The organism is Chryseobacterium sp. T16E-39 (genome assembly GCF_002216065.1).
Classification (GTDB): Bacteria; Bacteroidota; Bacteroidia; order Flavobacteriales; family Weeksellaceae; genus Chryseobacterium.
Map to the genome: position 1 here is coordinate 2,052,453 of NZ_CP022282.1, position 19,583 is coordinate 2,072,035.

General features: G+C 35.2%; 13 protein-coding genes. 6 read left to right on the forward strand and 7 right to left on the reverse strand.

Annotated elements, in window-relative coordinates:
* Positions 1-50: 50 nt before the first annotated feature.
* Positions 51-1,946: a molecular chaperone DnaK gene (dnaK, locus tag CEY12_RS09305; RefSeq protein WP_089027432.1), complete on the reverse strand. Its 1,896-nt coding sequence runs from the start codon at positions 1,944-1,946 to the stop codon at positions 51-53.
* A gap of 582 nt (positions 1,947-2,528) precedes the next feature.
* Here dnaK and CEY12_RS09315 point away from each other — a divergent pair.
* The 5 genes from CEY12_RS09315 (at position 2,529) to CEY12_RS09335 (ending at position 11,406) form a co-directional block, all read left to right on the forward strand.
* Positions 2,529-3,845: a hypothetical protein gene (locus CEY12_RS09315; RefSeq protein WP_089027434.1), complete on the forward strand. Its 1,317-nt coding sequence runs from the start codon at positions 2,529-2,531 to the stop codon at positions 3,843-3,845.
* A 318-nt stretch (positions 3,846-4,163) separates the two neighbouring features.
* Positions 4,164-6,236, forward strand: a complete 2,073-nt coding sequence (ppk1, locus tag CEY12_RS09320; RefSeq protein ID WP_089027435.1) for a polyphosphate kinase 1 — start codon at positions 4,164-4,166, stop codon at positions 6,234-6,236.
* Positions 6,233-7,117, forward strand: a complete 885-nt coding sequence (locus CEY12_RS09325; RefSeq protein WP_089027436.1) for an exopolyphosphatase — start codon at positions 6,233-6,235, stop codon at positions 7,115-7,117. The genes ppk1 and CEY12_RS09325 overlap by 4 nt, the downstream gene beginning before the upstream one ends.
* A gap of 317 nt (positions 7,118-7,434) precedes the next feature.
* Complete coding sequence (locus tag CEY12_RS09330) at positions 7,435-8,094, forward strand: NAD-dependent epimerase/dehydratase family protein (protein ID WP_089027437.1); 660 nt, start codon at positions 7,435-7,437, stop codon at positions 8,092-8,094.
* A 270-nt stretch (positions 8,095-8,364) separates the two neighbouring features.
* The gene (locus CEY12_RS09335) at positions 8,365-11,406 is read left to right on the forward strand and encodes a choice-of-anchor I family protein (protein ID WP_089027438.1); all 3,042 of its coding nucleotides are present in this window, start codon (positions 8,365-8,367) and stop codon (positions 11,404-11,406) included.
* Positions 11,407-11,476: 70 nt separating this feature from the next.
* On the opposite strand, the gene CEY12_RS09340 is transcribed toward CEY12_RS09335, so the two are convergent.
* From CEY12_RS09340 to CEY12_RS09365, 5 genes are all read right to left on the reverse strand, one after another.
* Positions 11,477-12,091, reverse strand: coding sequence for a response regulator transcription factor (locus tag CEY12_RS09340; protein ID WP_089027439.1), 615 nt, complete (start codon positions 12,089-12,091; stop codon positions 11,477-11,479).
* A gap of 720 nt (positions 12,092-12,811) precedes the next feature.
* A complete protein-coding gene (locus tag CEY12_RS09350; RefSeq protein WP_089027441.1) occupies positions 12,812-14,395 on the reverse strand; it encodes a flotillin family protein in 1,584 nt (527 codons plus the stop codon).
* Positions 14,396-14,423: 28 nt separating this feature from the next.
* Entirely contained in the window at positions 14,424-14,993 is a 570-nt protein-coding gene (locus CEY12_RS09355; protein WP_089027442.1) for a serine protease, read from the reverse strand.
* 112 nt (positions 14,994-15,105) lie between these two features.
* Positions 15,106-15,354 (reverse strand): NifU family protein, encoded by a 249-nt coding sequence (locus CEY12_RS09360; protein ID WP_089027443.1) that lies wholly within the window; start codon positions 15,352-15,354, stop codon positions 15,106-15,108.
* 44 nt (positions 15,355-15,398) lie between these two features.
* Positions 15,399-16,508, reverse strand: a complete 1,110-nt coding sequence (locus tag CEY12_RS09365) for an Mrp/NBP35 family ATP-binding protein (protein WP_089027444.1) — start codon at positions 16,506-16,508, stop codon at positions 15,399-15,401.
* 158 nt (positions 16,509-16,666) lie between these two features.
* Here CEY12_RS09365 and CEY12_RS09370 point away from each other — a divergent pair, with 158 nt between their 5' ends.
* On the forward strand, positions 16,667-17,128 hold the full coding sequence (locus tag CEY12_RS09370) for a hypothetical protein (RefSeq protein ID WP_089027445.1): 462 nt from the start codon (positions 16,667-16,669) through the stop codon (positions 17,126-17,128).
* A 42-nt stretch (positions 17,129-17,170) separates the two neighbouring features.
* Here the strand turns inward: CEY12_RS09370 and CEY12_RS09375 are convergent, their stop codons facing one another.
* Positions 17,171-19,513: a TonB-dependent receptor domain-containing protein gene (locus CEY12_RS09375; RefSeq protein ID WP_089027446.1), complete on the reverse strand. Its 2,343-nt coding sequence runs from the start codon at positions 19,511-19,513 to the stop codon at positions 17,171-17,173.
* Positions 19,514-19,583: the final 70 nt, after the last annotated feature.

The following is a 19,583-nucleotide window of genomic DNA, read 5'->3' on the forward strand; positions in this document are numbered from 1 at the left end:
AGCGATTTGCTAATTTATTTCGATCGATATTAATCGATGATAATTGCTACTTACTTGACTTCTTCGAAGTCTGCATCCTGTACATCTTCACCTCCTGCATTACCTCCAGGGTTCTGAGCTCCTGCATCTGCACCCTGACCTTGTTGTCCTGCTGCATACATTTCTTCTGAAGCTGCCATCCAAGCTGCATCTAAAGCTTCTGTTTTAGCTTTGATATCAGCAGAATTTTTAGATTCGAAAGCTGTTTTTAATTCAGCTGCTGCTGCTTCTACCGCTGCTTTCTTATCTGCAGAAAGTTTATCTCCAAATTCTTTCAGTTGCTTCTCAGTCTGGAAGATCAATCCGTCAGCCTTGTTGAAAATTTCAACTTCTTCTTTTTTCTTAGCATCTTCTGCAGAATTTTCCTGCGCTTCTTTTTTCATTCTTTCGATTTCTTCGTCAGAAAGTCCTGAAGACGCCTGAATCTTGATAGATTGCTCTTTACCTGTTCCTTTATCTTTAGCAGAAACGCTAAGGATACCATTAGCATCAATATCAAAAGTTACTTCGATCTGAGGAACTCCTCTTGGTGCTGGTGGAATATCTGCAAGATCAAATCTTCCAATTTCTTTATTATCGTTGAACATTGGTCTTTCACCTTGTCCTACTCTAATGCTCACTGCCGGTTGGTTATCAGAAGCTGTAGAGAATGTTTCAGATTTTTTAGTTGGGATGGTTGTATTTGCATCAATTAATTTAGTAAATACAGAACCCATTGTTTCAATACCTAAAGAAAGTGGAGTAACGTCAAGAAGTAATACATCTTTCACGTCTCCTGTAAGAACTCCTCCCTGGATTGCAGCACCAATTGCTACTACTTCGTCAGGGTTTACTCCTTTAGATGGTTTTTTACCAAAGAATTTTTCAACTTCTTCCTGGATAATAGGGATTCTTGTAGAACCTCCTACCAAGATTACCTCATCGATATCAGAGATAGAAAGACCTGCATCAGAAAGTGCTTTTTTACAAGGCTCCATTGATCTTCTTACTAAATCTGCAGATAACTGCTCAAATTTAGCTTTTGTTAAAGTCTTCACTAAGTGTTTAGGACCTGTTGCTGTAGCTGTGATATAAGGTAAGTTAATCTCAGTTTGTGCTGAAGATGATAATTCAATTTTAGCTTTTTCAGCAGCTTCTTTCAATCTTTGTAATGCAATTGCATCAGATTTTAAATCTACTCCTTCTTCAGATTTGAACTCATCTGCCATCCAGTTGATGATCACATCATCAAAGTCATCCCCTCCAAGGTGGGTATCACCATTTGTAGACAATACTTCAAATACTCCGTCTCCTAAATCAAGGATAGAAACGTCAAAAGTACCACCTCCAAGGTCATACACTGCAATTTTTTGATCTTTATGAGCTTTATCCATACCGTATGCTAAAGCAGCAGCTGTTGGCTCATTGATAATTCTTTCTACCGTAAGACCTGCAATTTCTCCGGCTTCTTTAGTAGCTTGTCTTTGTGCATCATTAAAGTAAGCTGGAACAGTGATTACCGCTCTTGTTACTTCCTGTCCAAGATAATCTTCAGCAGTTTTCTTCATTTTTTGAAGAATCATTGCAGAAATTTCCTGTGGTGTATATTCTCTATCGTCAACTTTAACTTTTACAGTGTCATTTGGACCTTTTACTACATTATAAGGTACTCTTGAAATTTCACTAGCATCATCTTTGAAATGAGTTCCAATAAATCTTTTGATAGAATATACTGTCTTTGTTGGATTCGTTACCGCCTGTCTTTTAGCAGGATCTCCTACTTTTCTTTCACCATCTTCTGTAAACGCCACGATAGAAGGAGTTGTTCTCTTTCCTTCTGCATTAGGAATCACGACAGCATCTTTGCCTTCCATTACTGCAACACAAGAGTTGGTCGTTCCTAAGTCAATTCCAATTATTTTACTCATAATATTTTTAATTTTTTCTAATTTTTAATTTGATTTACACTCTACATTTCTCAATATCCGTACCATTCAGGTATATATGACAAATTGACACACGTCTTTAAAAAGTGATGATCTCATCGGCAATCACATCAATCAAAAATTAAAATATCCCTTTATATATCAACAATTTATGAATAATACCAAGTCAGACTTTTTTGCATGCTTTCATAATGTATCTATCAATTTTGGCATACCTATTGATAATATTGACGGAATATTTTCTTTAACACAAACACACCCGATGAAAAATACAATTAAAAAATCCCAGATTCTTTATTATCCTTCTTATAATAATTTAGATAAAATTATAAACCTTAATTAATTATCTAAAACTCTATTGAAGCGGTTCTTGCCTCTCGCAAAATATAAAAATACATCCCTTTTATATAGGTAAGTCTGTCCGTGTTCACAATTTTTAATTTTCTGCATTCTTACTAAGTCGTTTAGTTAAGAGCTTTTTCGGGCTATCCATGTTGTGAAATTACACCCTAGAATATTAATATTTTTAGTACATCATAGTATAATAACTTATAAATAAACACAATGACAAAAAAAGTTTTATTTTCAACTTTAATTCTATTATTCGGAATTACAAATGCACAGATAGGCATAGGAACACCCAATCCACGCGGAGCACTTGATATTAACAAACCCACTACTAATGAACATGGGCTGGTGTTACCAACAAATTCAAGTACAACAAACATCTCCAATCCTTCAGGAGGAGAAGTTGCAATTGGGACAATTATCTATGACTCTGCTGCAGACTGTGTAAAAGTCTACAAATCTACCGGTTGGTCCAACTGCCTCTGTGATACTTGTGACGGCACTACGATTGTCCCTTTATCTACATTAGATTGCTCCAGAGGAGCACTGACAGGAACGTACATCCAGGGTACACAAAGCACGGGTACGAAAATAATCAATTACACTGGAGGAAGTGGGCAGGCCTATGGAGCAATACATATCGCGTCAACAGGTGTAACAGGGCTTAGTGCCACAGCTCCGGCGGGAACATTTGCTACTGGTAACGGAAACATTACTTTAGAGATTTCAGGGACACCGAACAAATCTGGTACAGCCAGCTTCAAAGTAACTCTTGGAGGACAAACCTGTACATTCATTATCACGGTTCAACCTAAAATTGCTCGTAGGATCAATATCCTTTCTCTTACACCAGATAACTGGGCATCAAATTTATCCTCAGATTCTTATACCAGCGTAGCCAGATCAAAACTGAATAACAGTTCCCATTTTGGACCTTCCGGAGACGTAAAAATCGAAGGTTTCAATTATAAAACAATAAATGTTTCGCAAAGCAGCGATCAGGCATTCAATGACGCCATTGACAATGCAGATATTATTTGGGTGGGCTATATCACTAACAGCACTTTTCCTCAATCTAAACGAAATATCCTGGCACAGAAGATAACTGAAAAGAAAAAGTTCTTCTATCTGGGTGCTGATGGAGGCACTGCATTCTTTCCGTTTTCGAACTTCGCGGGATATTCTTTCACCAGTACCCCAAATAATAAAAATGGAAAAATATCAGCTACTAATGTAGGTCCTACAAATGGTATTTTTGGAAATATACCTGTTGGATCTACTATTGTATTCAACAGATACGTTGGAGGAATATCATTTCCTTCTACAGCTTCAAGTTTTATGGATACAGAAAATGGCAGACCTACCGGTATTATTGATGATAATCTTATTATTATTGGAGATATTAACTGGTATATCAATAGAGATAGCCGGGATGGATTTATCAATGGAACTAGTAGCTGTACTCAAAATAATAATTCAATTTTATTCTGTAACATATTTGAGAAGGCTATAGAATATGTACTAACCCATTAGTGAGAGACAAGGTTCACGACAAGTCAAAATTATAATTCAAAGGTTGCCTTTTAGGCAACCTTTTTTCATTTTCATTCGAATTATTGGAGAAAATCCTTGTGGAATCTGTTCTATTACATCATAAAAAAACCTTGATATACACGAATTATAAATATTTGATTTATTAAATTCATTATAGAATACCTTTTATATATTTTAAAGGAGGTATGCTGGATAGGACAGTTCCTACAATCAATTTGTGAAGGCCAAAAATTTAACCTAATCAATACTTATTCAATATGTATTAATCCTTATTTTTGATAAATTTTACACACAAATATGTCGATACACTTTAATCCGAGGGATATTACCTGGCTGGCGTTTAATGAAAGGGTTTTACAGGAAGCAATGGACGAGAATGTACCCTTGCACTTAAGGATACGTTTTCTTGGAATTTTCTCCAATAATTTAGATGAATTTTTCAGGGTACGTGTTGCCGGATTAAAGCGTGCTATGGATTTTAAGGAAAAGGTCATTGCAGAATCTTTTTATCAACCACCATCTAAAATCTTGCAGCGGATCACCGAAATCGTAATCAAACAACAGCAGAACTTTGACAAAACCTGGAAAAAGATTCAGAACGAAATGGCTGATCATAAGGTTTTCATTAAAAATGCGAAAAACTTAACTGTACTACAAAAAGAATTTGTTCGAAAATATTTTGATGAAGTTGTAGAATCCAATGTGATCCCTATTCTTCTCCATGAGAATACTTCAATGCCATATCTAAGAGATAAGAGTCTTTATCTGGGTGTGGCTATGAGAAAAAAAGACTGGCAATATCAAAGTAATTACGCTATAATAGAAATTCCATCCCGCTTTGTAGGGAGATTTGTCCTTCTGCCGACAGAAGATCCTATGGAAAAAAATGTGATGCTGTTGGAGGATGTTATTACCTTTAATTTACCGCACATTTTTTCTTATTTCGGATATGACGAATTTGCTGCAAATGCATTTAAAGTAACTAAGGATGCTGAAATGGATTTGGATAACGATATCAGAACCAATTTTGCAGAAAAAATAGAAAAGGGCCTTAAAAATAGAAGAAAAGGAAAGCCAACAAGATTCGTTTTTGATAAAGATATGGATAAAGCACTATTGGAAATGCTGATCCGCAAACTTAATCTGACAAAAAAAGACAGTATAATCCCTGGAGGAAAAATACATAATTTCAAACATTTCATGGATTTTCCAGATGTTTTTGAAGCATTTGCCAGACCCGTAGAACGGACTTCTTTTACACATCCTGCTTTTGAACATAATGAAAGAGTAACGGATGTTATTCTAAAAAATGATGTCTTACTTACTTTTCCTTATCATAAATACAACCCAGTTATAGATCTTCTTCGTGAAGCTGCTATGGATCCTGATGTAAAGTCTATACAGATCACAGCATACCGTTTAGCCAGCAGCTCCAAAATTATCAATGCGCTGATCTATGCAGCAAGAAATGGCAAGGAAGTTACTGTAATGCTTGAGCTTCAGGCAAGATTCGATGAAGAGTCCAATCTTGAATGGAAAGAAATGCTGGAGCCAGAAGGAATCAATGTTTTAATAGGAATTCCCGACAAAAAAGTTCACGCCAAACTTTGTGTTATTAAGAAGAGAGCTCACAATAAAACCATTCAATACGGTTTTATAAGCACTGGAAATTTTAACGAAAAAACGGCAAGAATTTATGGAGACCATCTTTTAATGACTTCAGACAGAGGAGTGATGGCTGACATCAATAAAGTATTTAATGTTCTCAAGAAGCCAAAAGAAGATTACTTGTCTATTTTGAAAACTTGTAAAAGCCTAATGGTTTGCCCCCAGTTCATGCGCGAAAAAATTGTGCACCATATTGACAAGGAAATTGATGAGGCAAAAGCAGGAAGAAGAGCTGAAATCATTGTTAAAGCCAATTCTGTAAGTGACCGTGCTTTGATTACAAAATTATACGATGCTGCTTCAGCAGGAGTTGTTGTAAGAACTATAGTAAGAGGAATCTATTGCGTAGTCAATCAAAAAGATTTTAAAGAAAAGATAAAAGGAGTAAGTATCGTAGACGAATACCTTGAGCACGCCCGGGTAATGTATTTTTACAATAAAGGAGCCGAGGATATGTATATTTCATCTGCTGACTGGATGACCAGAAACCTGGATTATAGAATTGAGGCTGCAGTGAAGATCACCAATAAGGATTTAAAAAAAGAATTGAAAGATATCCTTGATATACAATTGAAAGACAATGTAAAAGCCAGAATTTTAGATAAAGGATTAAGCAATGAGTATGTCAGGAATGGTAAAGAGGATTGTCGTTCTCAAATCGAAACTTATAAATATTTAAAAGCCAAAACAAAAACCAAATGAAGATCGCAGCAATAGATATAGGAAGTAACGCAGCCAGACTTTTAATCAATGAAGTTAAAATTAATGGCAAACAACCTGAATTTATAAAACTCAATCTTTTGAGAATCCCTTTACGACTAGGTATGGATGTGTTTACTCTTGGTGAAATCGGTCCGGAAAGGGAGAAAATGGTCATTGACTCGATGAGAATTTTCAGTGACCTGATGAAGATTTACAAAGTAGATCATTACAGGGCTTGCGCTACCAGTGCAATGCGTGATGCTACCAACGGACAGGATATTATTGAACAGGTAAAAAAAACATCGGGAATCAATATAGAGATCATTTCAGGAGATGAAGAAGCTACCTTGGTGTACGAAAATCATGTAGCAGAAGGCCTTGATAAAGATTTCGCCTATTTATATATTGATGTCGGCGGAGGTTCTACCGAGCTTACTTTCTATGAAAATGACAAAATGGTATATGAAAAATCTTTTAATATCGGAACGATCCGTTTATTAAATAACCTTGTCACTGCAGACAACTGGTATGAAATGAAGCAGGAAGTAAAGAAAAATATTATCAGTAAAAAACCTATTGTTGCTATTGGGTCTGGAGGAAATATTAATAAAGTATTTTCAATGAGCAAAACGAAGGACGGAAAACCAATGTCCCTGGCACATTTAAAAAAGGTGCATAAAGAATTTGATGAACTAAGCGTAGATGAAAGAATGACCAAGCATAACCTTAGAGAAGACCGGGCAGATGTTTTAGCACATGCCTTAAAAATATTCAATAGTGTGATGGCCTGGTCCGATATCAACCGGATATTTGTTCCGAAAATTTCTGTAGCCGACGGGCTTATTCACAATATATACAGTAAATTACACGAAAAAAAATAATTACTTTTTATTTTAAACATTAAAGCCCATTGCATGACAATGGGCTTTTATATTATAAATACCGCTGCTCTGGTTCCCTAATTTCAGAATGCTAAAAAAATCTAACCTGATGAATCTTTTATTAAAATTTACTTAAAATAATGTTATGTTTAAAAAATTCATTTTCTCAAAAAACAGCATAATTTTCAGAGCTACAAGCTGTTTTCTTTTTATAGCAAGCTAAAATAAATGCAAGTGTTTAAAATATTTTTAAAAACTTAATTTTTTTTAAAGTAAATTTAAGTGCTAAATCGTTATAAAAGTATAATCGTAATAAAATGAGTCTAAACCCAATTAAAATAATTCTGACAGGAGCTACAGGAATGGTAGGAGAAGGTGTGCTGATGGAATGTCTTGAAAACCCTTCTGTTTCTGAAATTTTAAGTGTGAGTAGAAAGCCGTCAGGAAAGAAACATGCTAAATTAAAAGAATATATTGTTTCTGATTTTATGCAAATCGACTTAGATGATGAAAATTTAAAAGGTTATGATGCCTGTTTTTTCTGTGCCGGAATAAGCAGCGTAGGTATGAATGAAGAAGATTATACTAAAATAACTTACGACAACACCTTACATTTTGCTAATGTGGTTCTGAATCAAAACCAGGAAATGGTTTTTAACTATGTTTCCGGTGCACATACGGACAGTACAGAAAGTGGAAAGGTAATGTGGGCCCGTGTAAAAGGGAAAACTGAAAATACTTTAAAAAAATTAGGTTTCAAAGCTGCTTATAACTTTCGACCTGGATTTATGAAACCTGTAGAGGGCCAGGTGAATGTAAAATGGTTTTTTAAACCATTTATCTGGTTATTTCCTGTTTTATTGCCTTCTCAATCTTTAACACTACACCAGGTGGGAAAAGCAATGATCAATGTAGTACAAAGAGGTTACCCAACATCAGCCTTAGAAATTCGAGACATTAAAAAACTTGCCATATGAGAGAAATGTTAAAAAGAATTATCCTTGTCATTTTCATACTATTGGTTTTGACTGCAATTTCTGGATTCCTGTATACTCAGAAGCATCCATTTGAAAAAATATCAACAGATAAGCATTGGATAAAAAGTGAAACCCAAAAATAGGGTTGGAAACTGATCAGCTATGAAAAAAATAATATCATTACATATTATTAATTATTTCTTAAGATTCCATTAAAATATTTACAAAGGATAAAGTCCATTTTTGCATTAATCAAAATTTAAAGTAAAAATGACTAATAACTATCTTTTAAGAGGTTTCCTACCTATTGCTGTTTTGTTTCAGGGCAGCATTTTCGGACAGTCGTTGATCCACTATTGGAATTTTAACAACAATGTGTCAGAAACTTCTATTACCACCCCAACGTCTTCTTTAATCAACGGTTCTTCACTTATCGCAATTGCCGGAGGTACAAGTATCATTGATTTCGCTGGAGGAACCGGACAAAACTTCAATGTTGATAATTTAAATACCCGAAATAATGATCCGGCAGGAACTCACTTAAGATTTAATAATCCTATTGGAGGAGCTCTTCAATTTTCATTGCCCACAACAGGATATAATAATGTGGTTGTAAAGTTCACAACAAGAAGATCGGGCTCCGGAGCAGGGACACAGACCTGGTCTTATTCACTTGACGGTAGTACTTTTACCTCTTATCAAACGGTAAGTCCTCAGGATGGAAATCCTCAGTTAATCACTTTTGATTTTTCAGCGATTGCAGGAGTTTCCAATAATCCGAATTTTAAGCTAAAGGTTGAGTTTTCTACTGGTGCAGGAGGAAATGTAGGTAACAATCGTTTTGATAATTTCACAGTAGATGCCACAGCAACAACTGGTACTGATACTACTCCACCATCGGTAGCATACCTTCCAGCCAACAATACAAACAATGCTTCTACAACATTAAATCCCACTATTTCTTTTAACGAAAATGTGAGATTGATTGACAATTCTACTATTACTGATACAAATGCCCAGAACCTGGTTGAACTTCGTTTGGGAAGTGCTTCGGGAACATTAATCCCTTTTACTACGACTTTTAGCAATAATAAGATCACTGTAACTCCAACTGCGGGTTTAATTCCTAACCAAACCTATTATTTAGCTTTAAAACCTAATACAGTTGAAGATTTTAGCGATAATGCTGTTACCGCTACAACATCAACTATTTTTACAACCGCAGGTACGAGTATTTCATTAGATAAAAATTTCATCAAAGTAAATGAAAATGCAGGTAGCTTAAGCTTTAAAATTAATGTTAATAATCCATCCAATTCAACGGTCAATCTTGTTGTAAAACCTGCACCTTTCAGTACAGCTAACAGTAATGATTTTACGCTTAGCAATCAAACGATCAATATCACACCATCTACGACCAGCTATACCGTCAATATTCCGATTATTGATGATACCCTAGAAGAGCAGCAGGCAGAATATTTTGTGCTAAGCCTTGAAAATCCGGTCGGCACAACCATCACAGGGGATAATTCGGCAACAATATATATTGTGGATAATGACAAAGCCGCACCGGTTCCTTCCAACCAGATTCAGTTGAATTATATCGGAAGCTTCGATCCGTCAGGTAATAACAACAGTTCAACAGAAATTGTTGTTCATGACCCTTCAAGCCAAAAATTATTTACCATCAGTTCTGTGACCGATGTTTTTGATATTATTGATTTTAGTAATCCATCCACTCCAGTGGTCACTAAAACAGTAAATATGGCTCCCTACGGAGGAATTACAAGCATTGCCGTAAAAAACGGAATTTTAGCCGTTTCTTCTCCTAATGCCAATCCTCAGCTAAATGGTTCGGTGATATTTTTTGATATCAATGGAAATTTCCTTAAACAACTAACTGTAGGGGCTTTACCTGACATGATCACATTCACTCCTGATGGAACAAAAGTGATCACTGCCAATGAAGGAGAACCGAACGATGCGTATACTGTAGATCCTGAAGGTTCAATTAGCATTATCGATATTTCGGGTGGTGTAAGCAATGTGACTCAGGCTAATGTTACAACTCTTAATTTCACCAATTTTAACAATCAGGAAGCAGCCCTTTTTGCAACCGGATTGAGAAAAGTAAAGACTACAAGTACGCTCGCTCAGGATTTAGAACCTGAATATGTTACTGTAAGTTCAGACAGTCAAAAAGCCTGGGTTACTCTTCAGGAAAATAACGCGATTGCTGAAGTAAACCTGGCAACAAAAACAATAACAAGTATCTGGGGCTTAGGTAAAAAAGACATGAGCATTCCTGGAAACGGGTTTGATGCTTCAGATAATAATGGTGAGATTTTAATTGCCAACTGGCCGGTAAAAACATTTTATACTCCGGATGCGGTACAAAACTATAAAGCTGGCGGTATCAATTATATCGTAACGGCTAATGAAGGAGATGAAAAAGATCTTTCAGGCTTTAGTGAAAGAACCACTGTAGGAGCAAACGGTTATGCTTTAGATGCAACAATTTTCCCAAATTCCTCGATATTAAAAGCTTCCCACAATTTAGGAAGATTCAGGGTAACGAGTGTAAATGGAAATACAGATGGTGACACTGAATACGAAGAAATCAATGCAATGGGAGCCCGTTCTTTCTCTATTTTTAATGCGGATACAAAACAAATGGTATATGATAGTGGTGATAAGTTCGAAAGATATATTGCTGCTAACCATCCGTTAATCTTCAATGCAGATAACGAAGCGAATGGAGCTAAAAACAGAAGCCGTGCAAAAGGCCCGGAACCTGAAGGTGTAGCACTGGGAAATATCAACGGACAAACTTTTGCTTTTATCACTTTGGAAAGAACTGGTGGTGTTATGGTTTATAATATTACAGATCCTAATAACGTAACATTTACCGATTATAAGAATTCCCGTTCAACTTCTGCTTACGGAGGAGATAATGGACCGGAAGGCATTATTTATATCGCTCCTCAAAATACAACAACAGGAAAAGGATATGTTGTAATCGCCAATGAGATTAGCGGAACTCTGGCCATGTATGAGGTTACACAATCACCAACATTAGGAACAGGTGAAGTGAAAACTGAAAAAGCGACCTTCAATATCTTCCCGAATCCGGTTGCAAAAGGAAATACATTATATTTCAACAGAGCACAGGATTATGAGCTGTATGATATGTCCGGAAAACTGATTGGAAAAGAGAAAAATGCTTTGACTATAGATACTTCCAGACTTACTACAGGAGTTTACCTGGTAAAAACAGCTGAAGGTATGATCAAAAGACTAATCGTAAAATAGAATATATTATTTAGTTGAGCAAAGAGCTTCAAACAGTGTTTGAAGCTCTTTTTAGTATGTGCCTATATTTTTAATGCATGTCATCGTAAATCCGAACGAGATCCACTATATTCTTAACTTTGAGTTTGTCGAAAATCTTCTTTTTATAGGTGCTTATCGTTGACATTTTAAGATCAAGGATATTAGCAATTTCTATATTCCCATTTCCTTCTGCTAAAAGTTTAAATATCTGGAACTCTCTTTTCGAAAGCTTTTCTACGGTACGGCTATCTTTAGAATGGGAAAGCAACTTGTTAACCATCTTTGAGGGATAGTAATAACCTTCTTCAAATATGGCAGTAACCCCTTTCAGTATTTCAGATTCTGATGCCCCTTTATTAAGAAATCCTTCAGCTCCTTCCTCAATATACTGAATTCCCACACTTTCATCATACGTAGAAAATATAATGATTTTAAGATCTTCCTGCTTCCCTTTCAGCTCTTTTACCATCGCCTTAAAAACACTGTCAGGCATATCAATATCAAGGATTACCAAATCATATTGCTTTTCTAAAACTTTTTCTTTGGTCTCAATATAGCTTTCGGCAAAATCTATCTCGCAGGAATATTGAAGTTTCGATTCCAACAGCAGCGCAGTACCCGTTCTCACAATATAATGGCCATCCGCAATGAGTATTTTTTTCATAGTTCTTAGTTTTTGATCATAACTTCCAAAAGAAACCTTTTATACATTTTCTCGGAAAATATTTCCTTTTTCGATTTTAGCACGAAATGCAATACAACTTGTAGGCCGATACTCTTTTTTTCTGAAGAAATTTCTTCATAACAAAGCTCCCCCATAATATTTATGCAGTAGGTTATTAGTTTTTGAGAAAATCCATCTCCCGAATTGGTAGTTTTGATGATTCTCCATATATCTTCACTCTTCTGCATAGATAACCTCGTCGTGATCAGTTTTTAAACTGTATTGTCAGTTGGTATAGAATCATTGTATGGAAATAGCATTTATATCTACCAACCATATAGTGCCAGATTTGCCTTCTGTATTGTACCACACTCTTTTTGGCGTAACGATATGAGTCGTTTGAAAACAAATTAAAGAGTTTTGTACATCAAAATAGGAAAAGAAAAAACATAACAGAAGCAAAAAAAACCTCATATAGTGTTGTAAATAAATTTTTTACAAAAGTAACATTAATAAAACTCACAAAAACATAGAATTATTTCTATATGAATTTAATATTAATTCTACTTTACCAGCACTCCATACGTGAGTAAAATCCACAAAAAAAGACAGGATATAAAAACCTGTCTTTAAACATATTACATTATTTTAAACGAATAATTTCCTAAAAATAATAATTCACTGTAAATATTTAAATATATATAAATATGACCTCTTTTTTTATTCCTTTGGAATATCATCTTTTGGAGCTTGATTTTCTAAGGTCATATCATCAAAATTCTTTTTTTCTTTTTTCTCAATGATCTTAACAATCTCCTTTTGAACCTCCTCAGGTTTTCCTTTTAAATAATCCGGTAAATTGAGTCCGGCCATATTAAAAAGATCATTCAATGGCGGAACTGTTTTCATCATTCCGGAAACAAAATTAGCAGTAGAATTAGTTCCATCTTTACCATTTCCACTATCCCAAACGGTAACCTTATCAATTTTAATATTCTTAACCGCTTCCACCTGGGTCTTAACCAATTCAGGAAGTTTTTCAAGCAATAGTAATTGAAAAGCACTATTCGCATCCCCTCCTGCTGCTTTTATTACCTGATCATAACCTTCGGCCTGTTTTGTAAGGATCTCATAAAGACCTTTCGCTTCCGCCTCCATTTTTGCAAATATAGCATCAGCCTCCCCTTTTGCCTGGAGTCTTATTTTTTCAGCTTCAGCTTGTGCATCAATGATCATTTTCTGTTTAGAAATTTCTGCAGGAACCACAATATTTGCCTGTTGTGTCGAACGTTCTCTCTCCGCTCTTGCAGCTTCGGCTTTCTGTTCTGCAACATAAGATTCTTCTAAGGATCTTGCCGCCTGTACTTTTTCCGCAGCAGTAGCTATTCTCAATGCTTCAGCTTCTCTTTCTCTTCTTTCCGCATCAGAGTTTGCAATGGTAATTTTTGCTTCATTCTCTCCTTTTACAGCTATGGAGTTAGCTAAAGATGTAGCAATACGGGCTTCTTTTGCCGCTTCAGCTTTACCAATAGCCTCATCTTTTCCAGCTGCAGCGATACTTACCTCTCTGTCTTTCTGCGTAATCGCTATTTTAACATCACGATCTCTTTGTGTTTCAGCAATTTGGGTATCTTTTTCACGATCCGCAATCGCCTTCCCTGTTTCACCGATTTTCGTCTGTTCTGCTACACTGATGATCGCCTCATTAATGGCTTTAGCAGCTGCCTCTTTACCTAAAGCTTCAATATATCCGGATTCATCTCTGATATCCGTAACGTTTACGTTAATAAGCTTAAGACCGATTTTCTTTAATTCCGTATCAACGTTTTTAGAAATGTTATCTAAGAATTTATCTCTGTCGGAATTAATTTCTTCAATCGTCATCGTTGCAATCACCAAACGAAGCTGACCGAATAAAATATCTTTGGAAAGCTCCTGAATTTGTTCCGGAGACAGCCCCAATAAACGTTCTGCTGCATTTCCCATTGAATCCGGTTCTGTAGAGATTGCAATTGTAAAACGACATGGAACATCGACACGAATATTCTGACGTGAAAGTGCATTGGTAAGATTGGCTTCGATAGAAATAGGTTTCAGATCCAGATAAGCGTAATCCTGAATAACAGGCCATACAAAAGCTCCCCCGCCATGGATACACTTTGCAGAGCTTCCTCCGGTTTTACCATAAATGACTAAAATTTTATCTGAAGGACACCTTTTGTATCGTGAGATAAGTGCCAGAAATGTAACAAATAGTACAACTACTATTACAACGGTTAGAATAAGAGTTCCGGGAATTTCCATATATAGTTTTATAAAATGTTGATGATAATTAGACTTTTGAAACGACAAGAATTTTATCGTAGATGTATATCACTCTTACTGAATGACTCGATGGAATACTTTCTTCAGCTTCTGTCATAGCCTGAAGTTCATGATTGGTTCCATTTACAGAGATCAGGATCTTTCCCATTCCACTCATTTTAGCTGGAATCGTTAGGTATACCTCTCCCGTTTTACCGATAAGATTCTCCAGTTTAAAAGTGTTGTCTTCTGTTAATTTTAAAATTTGAAGTATAAGAATAAAGAACAAAAACAGAAATCCTGTTCCGATGAGAATTGCTACAAAGAAAAGAAGAACCTTACTTCCTATAGAGTCATAGAATGCAACTCCTCCCCAACCGAATCCTAAAAGAAAATTAACTAAGTTCCTAAAAGAGAATAGCTGAAAAGGGCTATCCCCATGGCTTGAATCGCCACTAAAATCAGTGTGAATAGCTCCGGTGTGATCACTTCCTATAAAAGTAAGAATTGTCTGAATTAAAAATATTAAACTGGCACCCAAAGCAATATACCAAAAGCCTTGATTAAGGGGTTCTAAATTTTCTAAAAATCCAAACATAAGTATGTGTTTCTCACAAATATAACGAAACTATTTTATAATTTCAAGGAGAAAACCCAACAAAAAAGACAGGCTTTAAAAAACCTGTCTTTAGTATCTATAAATCGTTGTATTACTCTACGCTTATTACTTTTTGGATTTCCGGAGCATGTTGCTTGATTGTATTTTCTACGCCTAATTTCAGCGTTGAGAAATTCAAAGAACATCCGGAACAGTTTCCCAAAAGTTTGACATAAACCATATTATCTTTCACATCAATAAGCTCTATATCTCCTCCGTCTTTATTTAAAAACGGACGAATACTTTCTAAAGCTTCCATTACTCTCGTTACAGTATCTTCGTGTGCTACGTTTGTTTCCATATTTTTCAGTTCAATTCGGTTGTTTCAAAATTTAATTTGAAATATTATTTTTTTGCCTTTGGTGAGCATCCGGCCATTGTTGTAATTTTTACAGCTTCGGTAGGTGGAAGGCTTTTATTTCTTTCTACAAGACTTTCTACCATTTTACGTGCCGTCTCAGTATAAATATCTGCAATTTTAGAATTTTCCTGTAATGCTGCAGGTCTTCCAACATCTCCTGCTTCTCTGATACTCTGGATCAACGGAATCTCTCCCAGTACAGGAATTCCCAGATCATCAGCTAAATATTGTGCTCCCTGGTTCCCAAAGATATAATATTTATTATCAGGTAATTCTTCCGGTGTAAAATACGCCATATTTTCGATTAATCCAAGAACCGGAATATTGATACTTTCCATCTGGAACATTGCAATACCTTTTCTTACATCTGCTAAAGCAACATGCTGAGGTGTACTTACGATAACAGCTCCCGTTACCGGTACTTCCTGAATAATTGACAAGTGGATATCTCCTGTTCCCGGAGGTAAATCAATCAATAAGAAGTCTAATTCTCCCCAATCAGCATCTCTGATCATCTGATTCAATGCTTTTGAAGCCATTGGACCTCTCCAAACTACTGCTTGATTAGCTCCAGAGAAATAGCCTATTGAAAGCATTTTCACTCCATAATTCTCTACAGGCTTCATCAGATTCTTCCCATTTACTTCTACAGAAATAGGCTTCTGTCCTTCAGTATCAAACATGGTAGGAACAGATGGTCCATAAATATCAGCATCTAATAAACCAACTTTAAATCCCATTTTAGCTAAAGTAACGGCCATATTTGCTGAAACAGTAGATTTACCAACCCCTCCTTTTCCGGAAGCAATCGCTATAATATTTTGAATTCCTGAAATTTGTTTTCCTTTGATCTGGCTTTGCTGAATTTCACTAGGCTCAGGAGAAACAATTTTAAGTTTTAAATGAACTTCTTCTCCGAACTCACTGGCAAAAGCCTGCTTCATCGCAGCTTCTAATTTTTTCTTTTCATGCATAGCCGGTGAATGAGCTGTCATGTCTATATATACGTCATTCCCTACAATCTGAAGATTACTTACTAAATCATCTACTTCTATTTCTTTAAGGAAATCTTGAACCTTTTCTTTCGTCAACATAAAATTGCTATAAAATTGTCTACAAATTTACGGATTTTTTCTATAATTTAGAATGAATAAAATCTATAACTCAAGGTGATAAATCGCATGACTAAAAATAGCGTATGTAATTTTTTTAGCCATGAAATATAAAAAGCAAAAACCTCAACCATAAAAAAATGAACACAAAATTAACTCCATATCCATCCAAATTTGCCTCCTCAGAAGGTCTTTTTAAAGTAGGAAAAACAAATTTCAAGTGGTACAATCTGGCAGACAATCTTGAAAACATTTCACCTAAAGACATCATGGATGCTAAGGCATCTATAGAAAATGCGGAAGAAAAATTTCAGGATATGGATGATTTAGGGTTTGTAATCCTTCATCGTTGTGGTGAAAATTATCTGCTCCTGGTATGTACATGGAGAAGTGAAAATGAATTATGGGAAAGTGTTTATTATGATGGTTCGGGAAAATTTGAAATCTGGGACAGAAATAAAACCCATCTACCAACCTATTGCGTATGGGAAATGGGAATTGTCTATTACGAATCCCAGGCCTGGAAAAAGTACCTCGGATCTTTAAGAGAAGAAGGTAATAAAGAGGATTATTTACAATCCTTTTTTGAAGGCGAAGTATAAAATAATTATGAGCTCTCAAAACCAAGACGTTAACTAACTCTATCAATTAGCTCTGTTTTTCTCATCAAATTTAACATCCCGCGCTGTTCCTTTTACTTTTTTATTTCCAAAGTTATAAGTAACTGATAAGGATAACCTTCTTGCATCATAGTAATTATTATAAAAATGGTCGGAATTGGTATAATAAATTTCACCTTTGCTTTTGGCCTGCTTAAAGATGTCCGAAACGTACACGTTGATTTGAAGGGCTTTATCCATAAGATTTAATTTAAATCCAGAAGTGATATCTCCAACATAATAAGAATATATATTTCCAAAATTTGAAGGTAATCGTGACCAGTAATTGAGAAAGAATTGTACTGTCTTGGCTTTATTCAGTGAGAAATTATTCTGCATAGAAAGATTATATCCATTTCCTTTTCTAGACGCTGCATCTGAAGCAAAAACCTTAGTTTTCATGTAATAAATATCAACGGAGCAATTGGTTTCCCAAAATTTAAAGAATGTATCTGAATAATTTATAGTCACACCTGCACTATTTTGATTATAAAAATTTTCAAATGTGCTCAATCTGTTTTCGCCTTGCAACGTCACCAATTGATCGAATGCATTAAGCCTTCTTTGTAAATAAACAGAAGTAGATAACTTTCCTTTATAAACATGTGATAATTCAAAATTATGATTAATAGATGGTTGTAGTAAAGGATTTCCTGTATAATATGAGTTGATATTAATATACCAGCGGTAAGGATTGATTGCACGAAATCCCGGCCTGTTGATCCGTTTTGAATAATTGATACTGAATGTATTATTTTCATCAGGCTTATAAGTCACATAGGTTGTGGGAAAGAATTTACCATAAGAGTTATTAGAACTTTTCCCTGATGTCACTGAGAGACCATCTATTGTAGAATACTCATAACGAAGTCCTGCTTTCGCTGACCATTTTTCATTAAATTCTTTTTCCATACTGAAGTATGCTGCATAATTCTTCTCATTATAGTTAAAAACATTGCTCTTCTCAGGATCTGTTATGTAGTTTCCGTTAATCAGATTTTTGTATTCTATCCCCGAATCATTATCAAAATTGGTAAATTTTACCCCTGTTTCTATTTTTGAAAATTGATAAGGTAAAGTAAGATCAGCCTGTCCGGAATAAATTTTATAATCAAGTGTGGAAGGAGTCCTTACCGTAAAGCTTTCTCCCGAATTACTCACAGTATTAAAATCGATAGTACTATTAGGTGTATTAGAAAAGTAATTTCCAGTAATACTAAGCTTATGGTTTAATTTTCCAAATTTAAGATCATAATAGGCACTTATAGTTTGCTGCTTACTTTCTAAACGATGCTCTGCATATGTCGATAAATTATTAGTAAAGTTCCCATTTTGAAAATAATCTGAGCTATTTTGCACATTCATGTTTGAATGCCCAAAGCCGTAATCATAAATAAATCCTAACGCTGACTTTGAACTTAAATGGTAATCCATGCTGAGGTTAGCCCCCAAACCATCATTAAAATCTCTTCGGTTATCGGAACTTATCAATCCATCAGAACCGATGATTTTGTAATTTTCATACGAATGTTTTTCTGTATCGTAATGCCTTAATTTTAATGATGATCGCAATTTTTCATTCTGATAACTGATCGTAGCATTGTTTGTACCTCCAGTATAGGTAGTTTGGACAAGTGTTGAGGTAATACTTCCATTCCATCCCAGATTTTGATTCTTCTTTAAAACAATATTAATAAGACCACTGTTTCCCTGTGCTTCATATTTTGCTGGCGGAGAAGTAATCACTTCAATTTTTTCAATATTTTCTGATCTCAGACTTTTCAGATAATTCATAAGTTCAGTTCCTGAGAGATTGAGCATTCGTTCATTGATCATAATTGCTACCCCACTTTTCCCTACAATGGAGATCCCTGAGTTTTCATCTACTTTTATGAGAGGAGTTGCACTTAAAGCTTCTGTAGCATCCATCCCCTGGGAGGCTATTGAATTGGTAATATTAAATATGAGACGGTCAGACTTTCTTTCAATCATTCTTTTTCTTCCGGTAAGAGTTACCCCTTCCAGTTGCTTCTCCTGCTTCCTGTCAATTTCAAAATCCTGCTTTAGATCACCAGTAATATTAAAATCTTTATTAAAAACTTCAATACTATCCTGTATAAGTTTCATATTGTATTTCCCTTTTTCTGAAAGCTTTAGAATATACTTACCTTTTTCATCAGAAATAGCTATTTGCCTTGTTTTATCTTTAACTGCTACAATTTCAACATAAGCTCCACTTTGTCCGTTTTGTCTGACAGTTCCTGTAATCATTTGAGAAAAGCCAAGAATGGGAAATAAAAGTAGTATTGTAGCTAAAGTTTTGTTCATGGTTCTTATTTTATATAAAACAAATCTTATCTTTATTTCATTACATCATATGGCTCAACTTTTTTTCAAT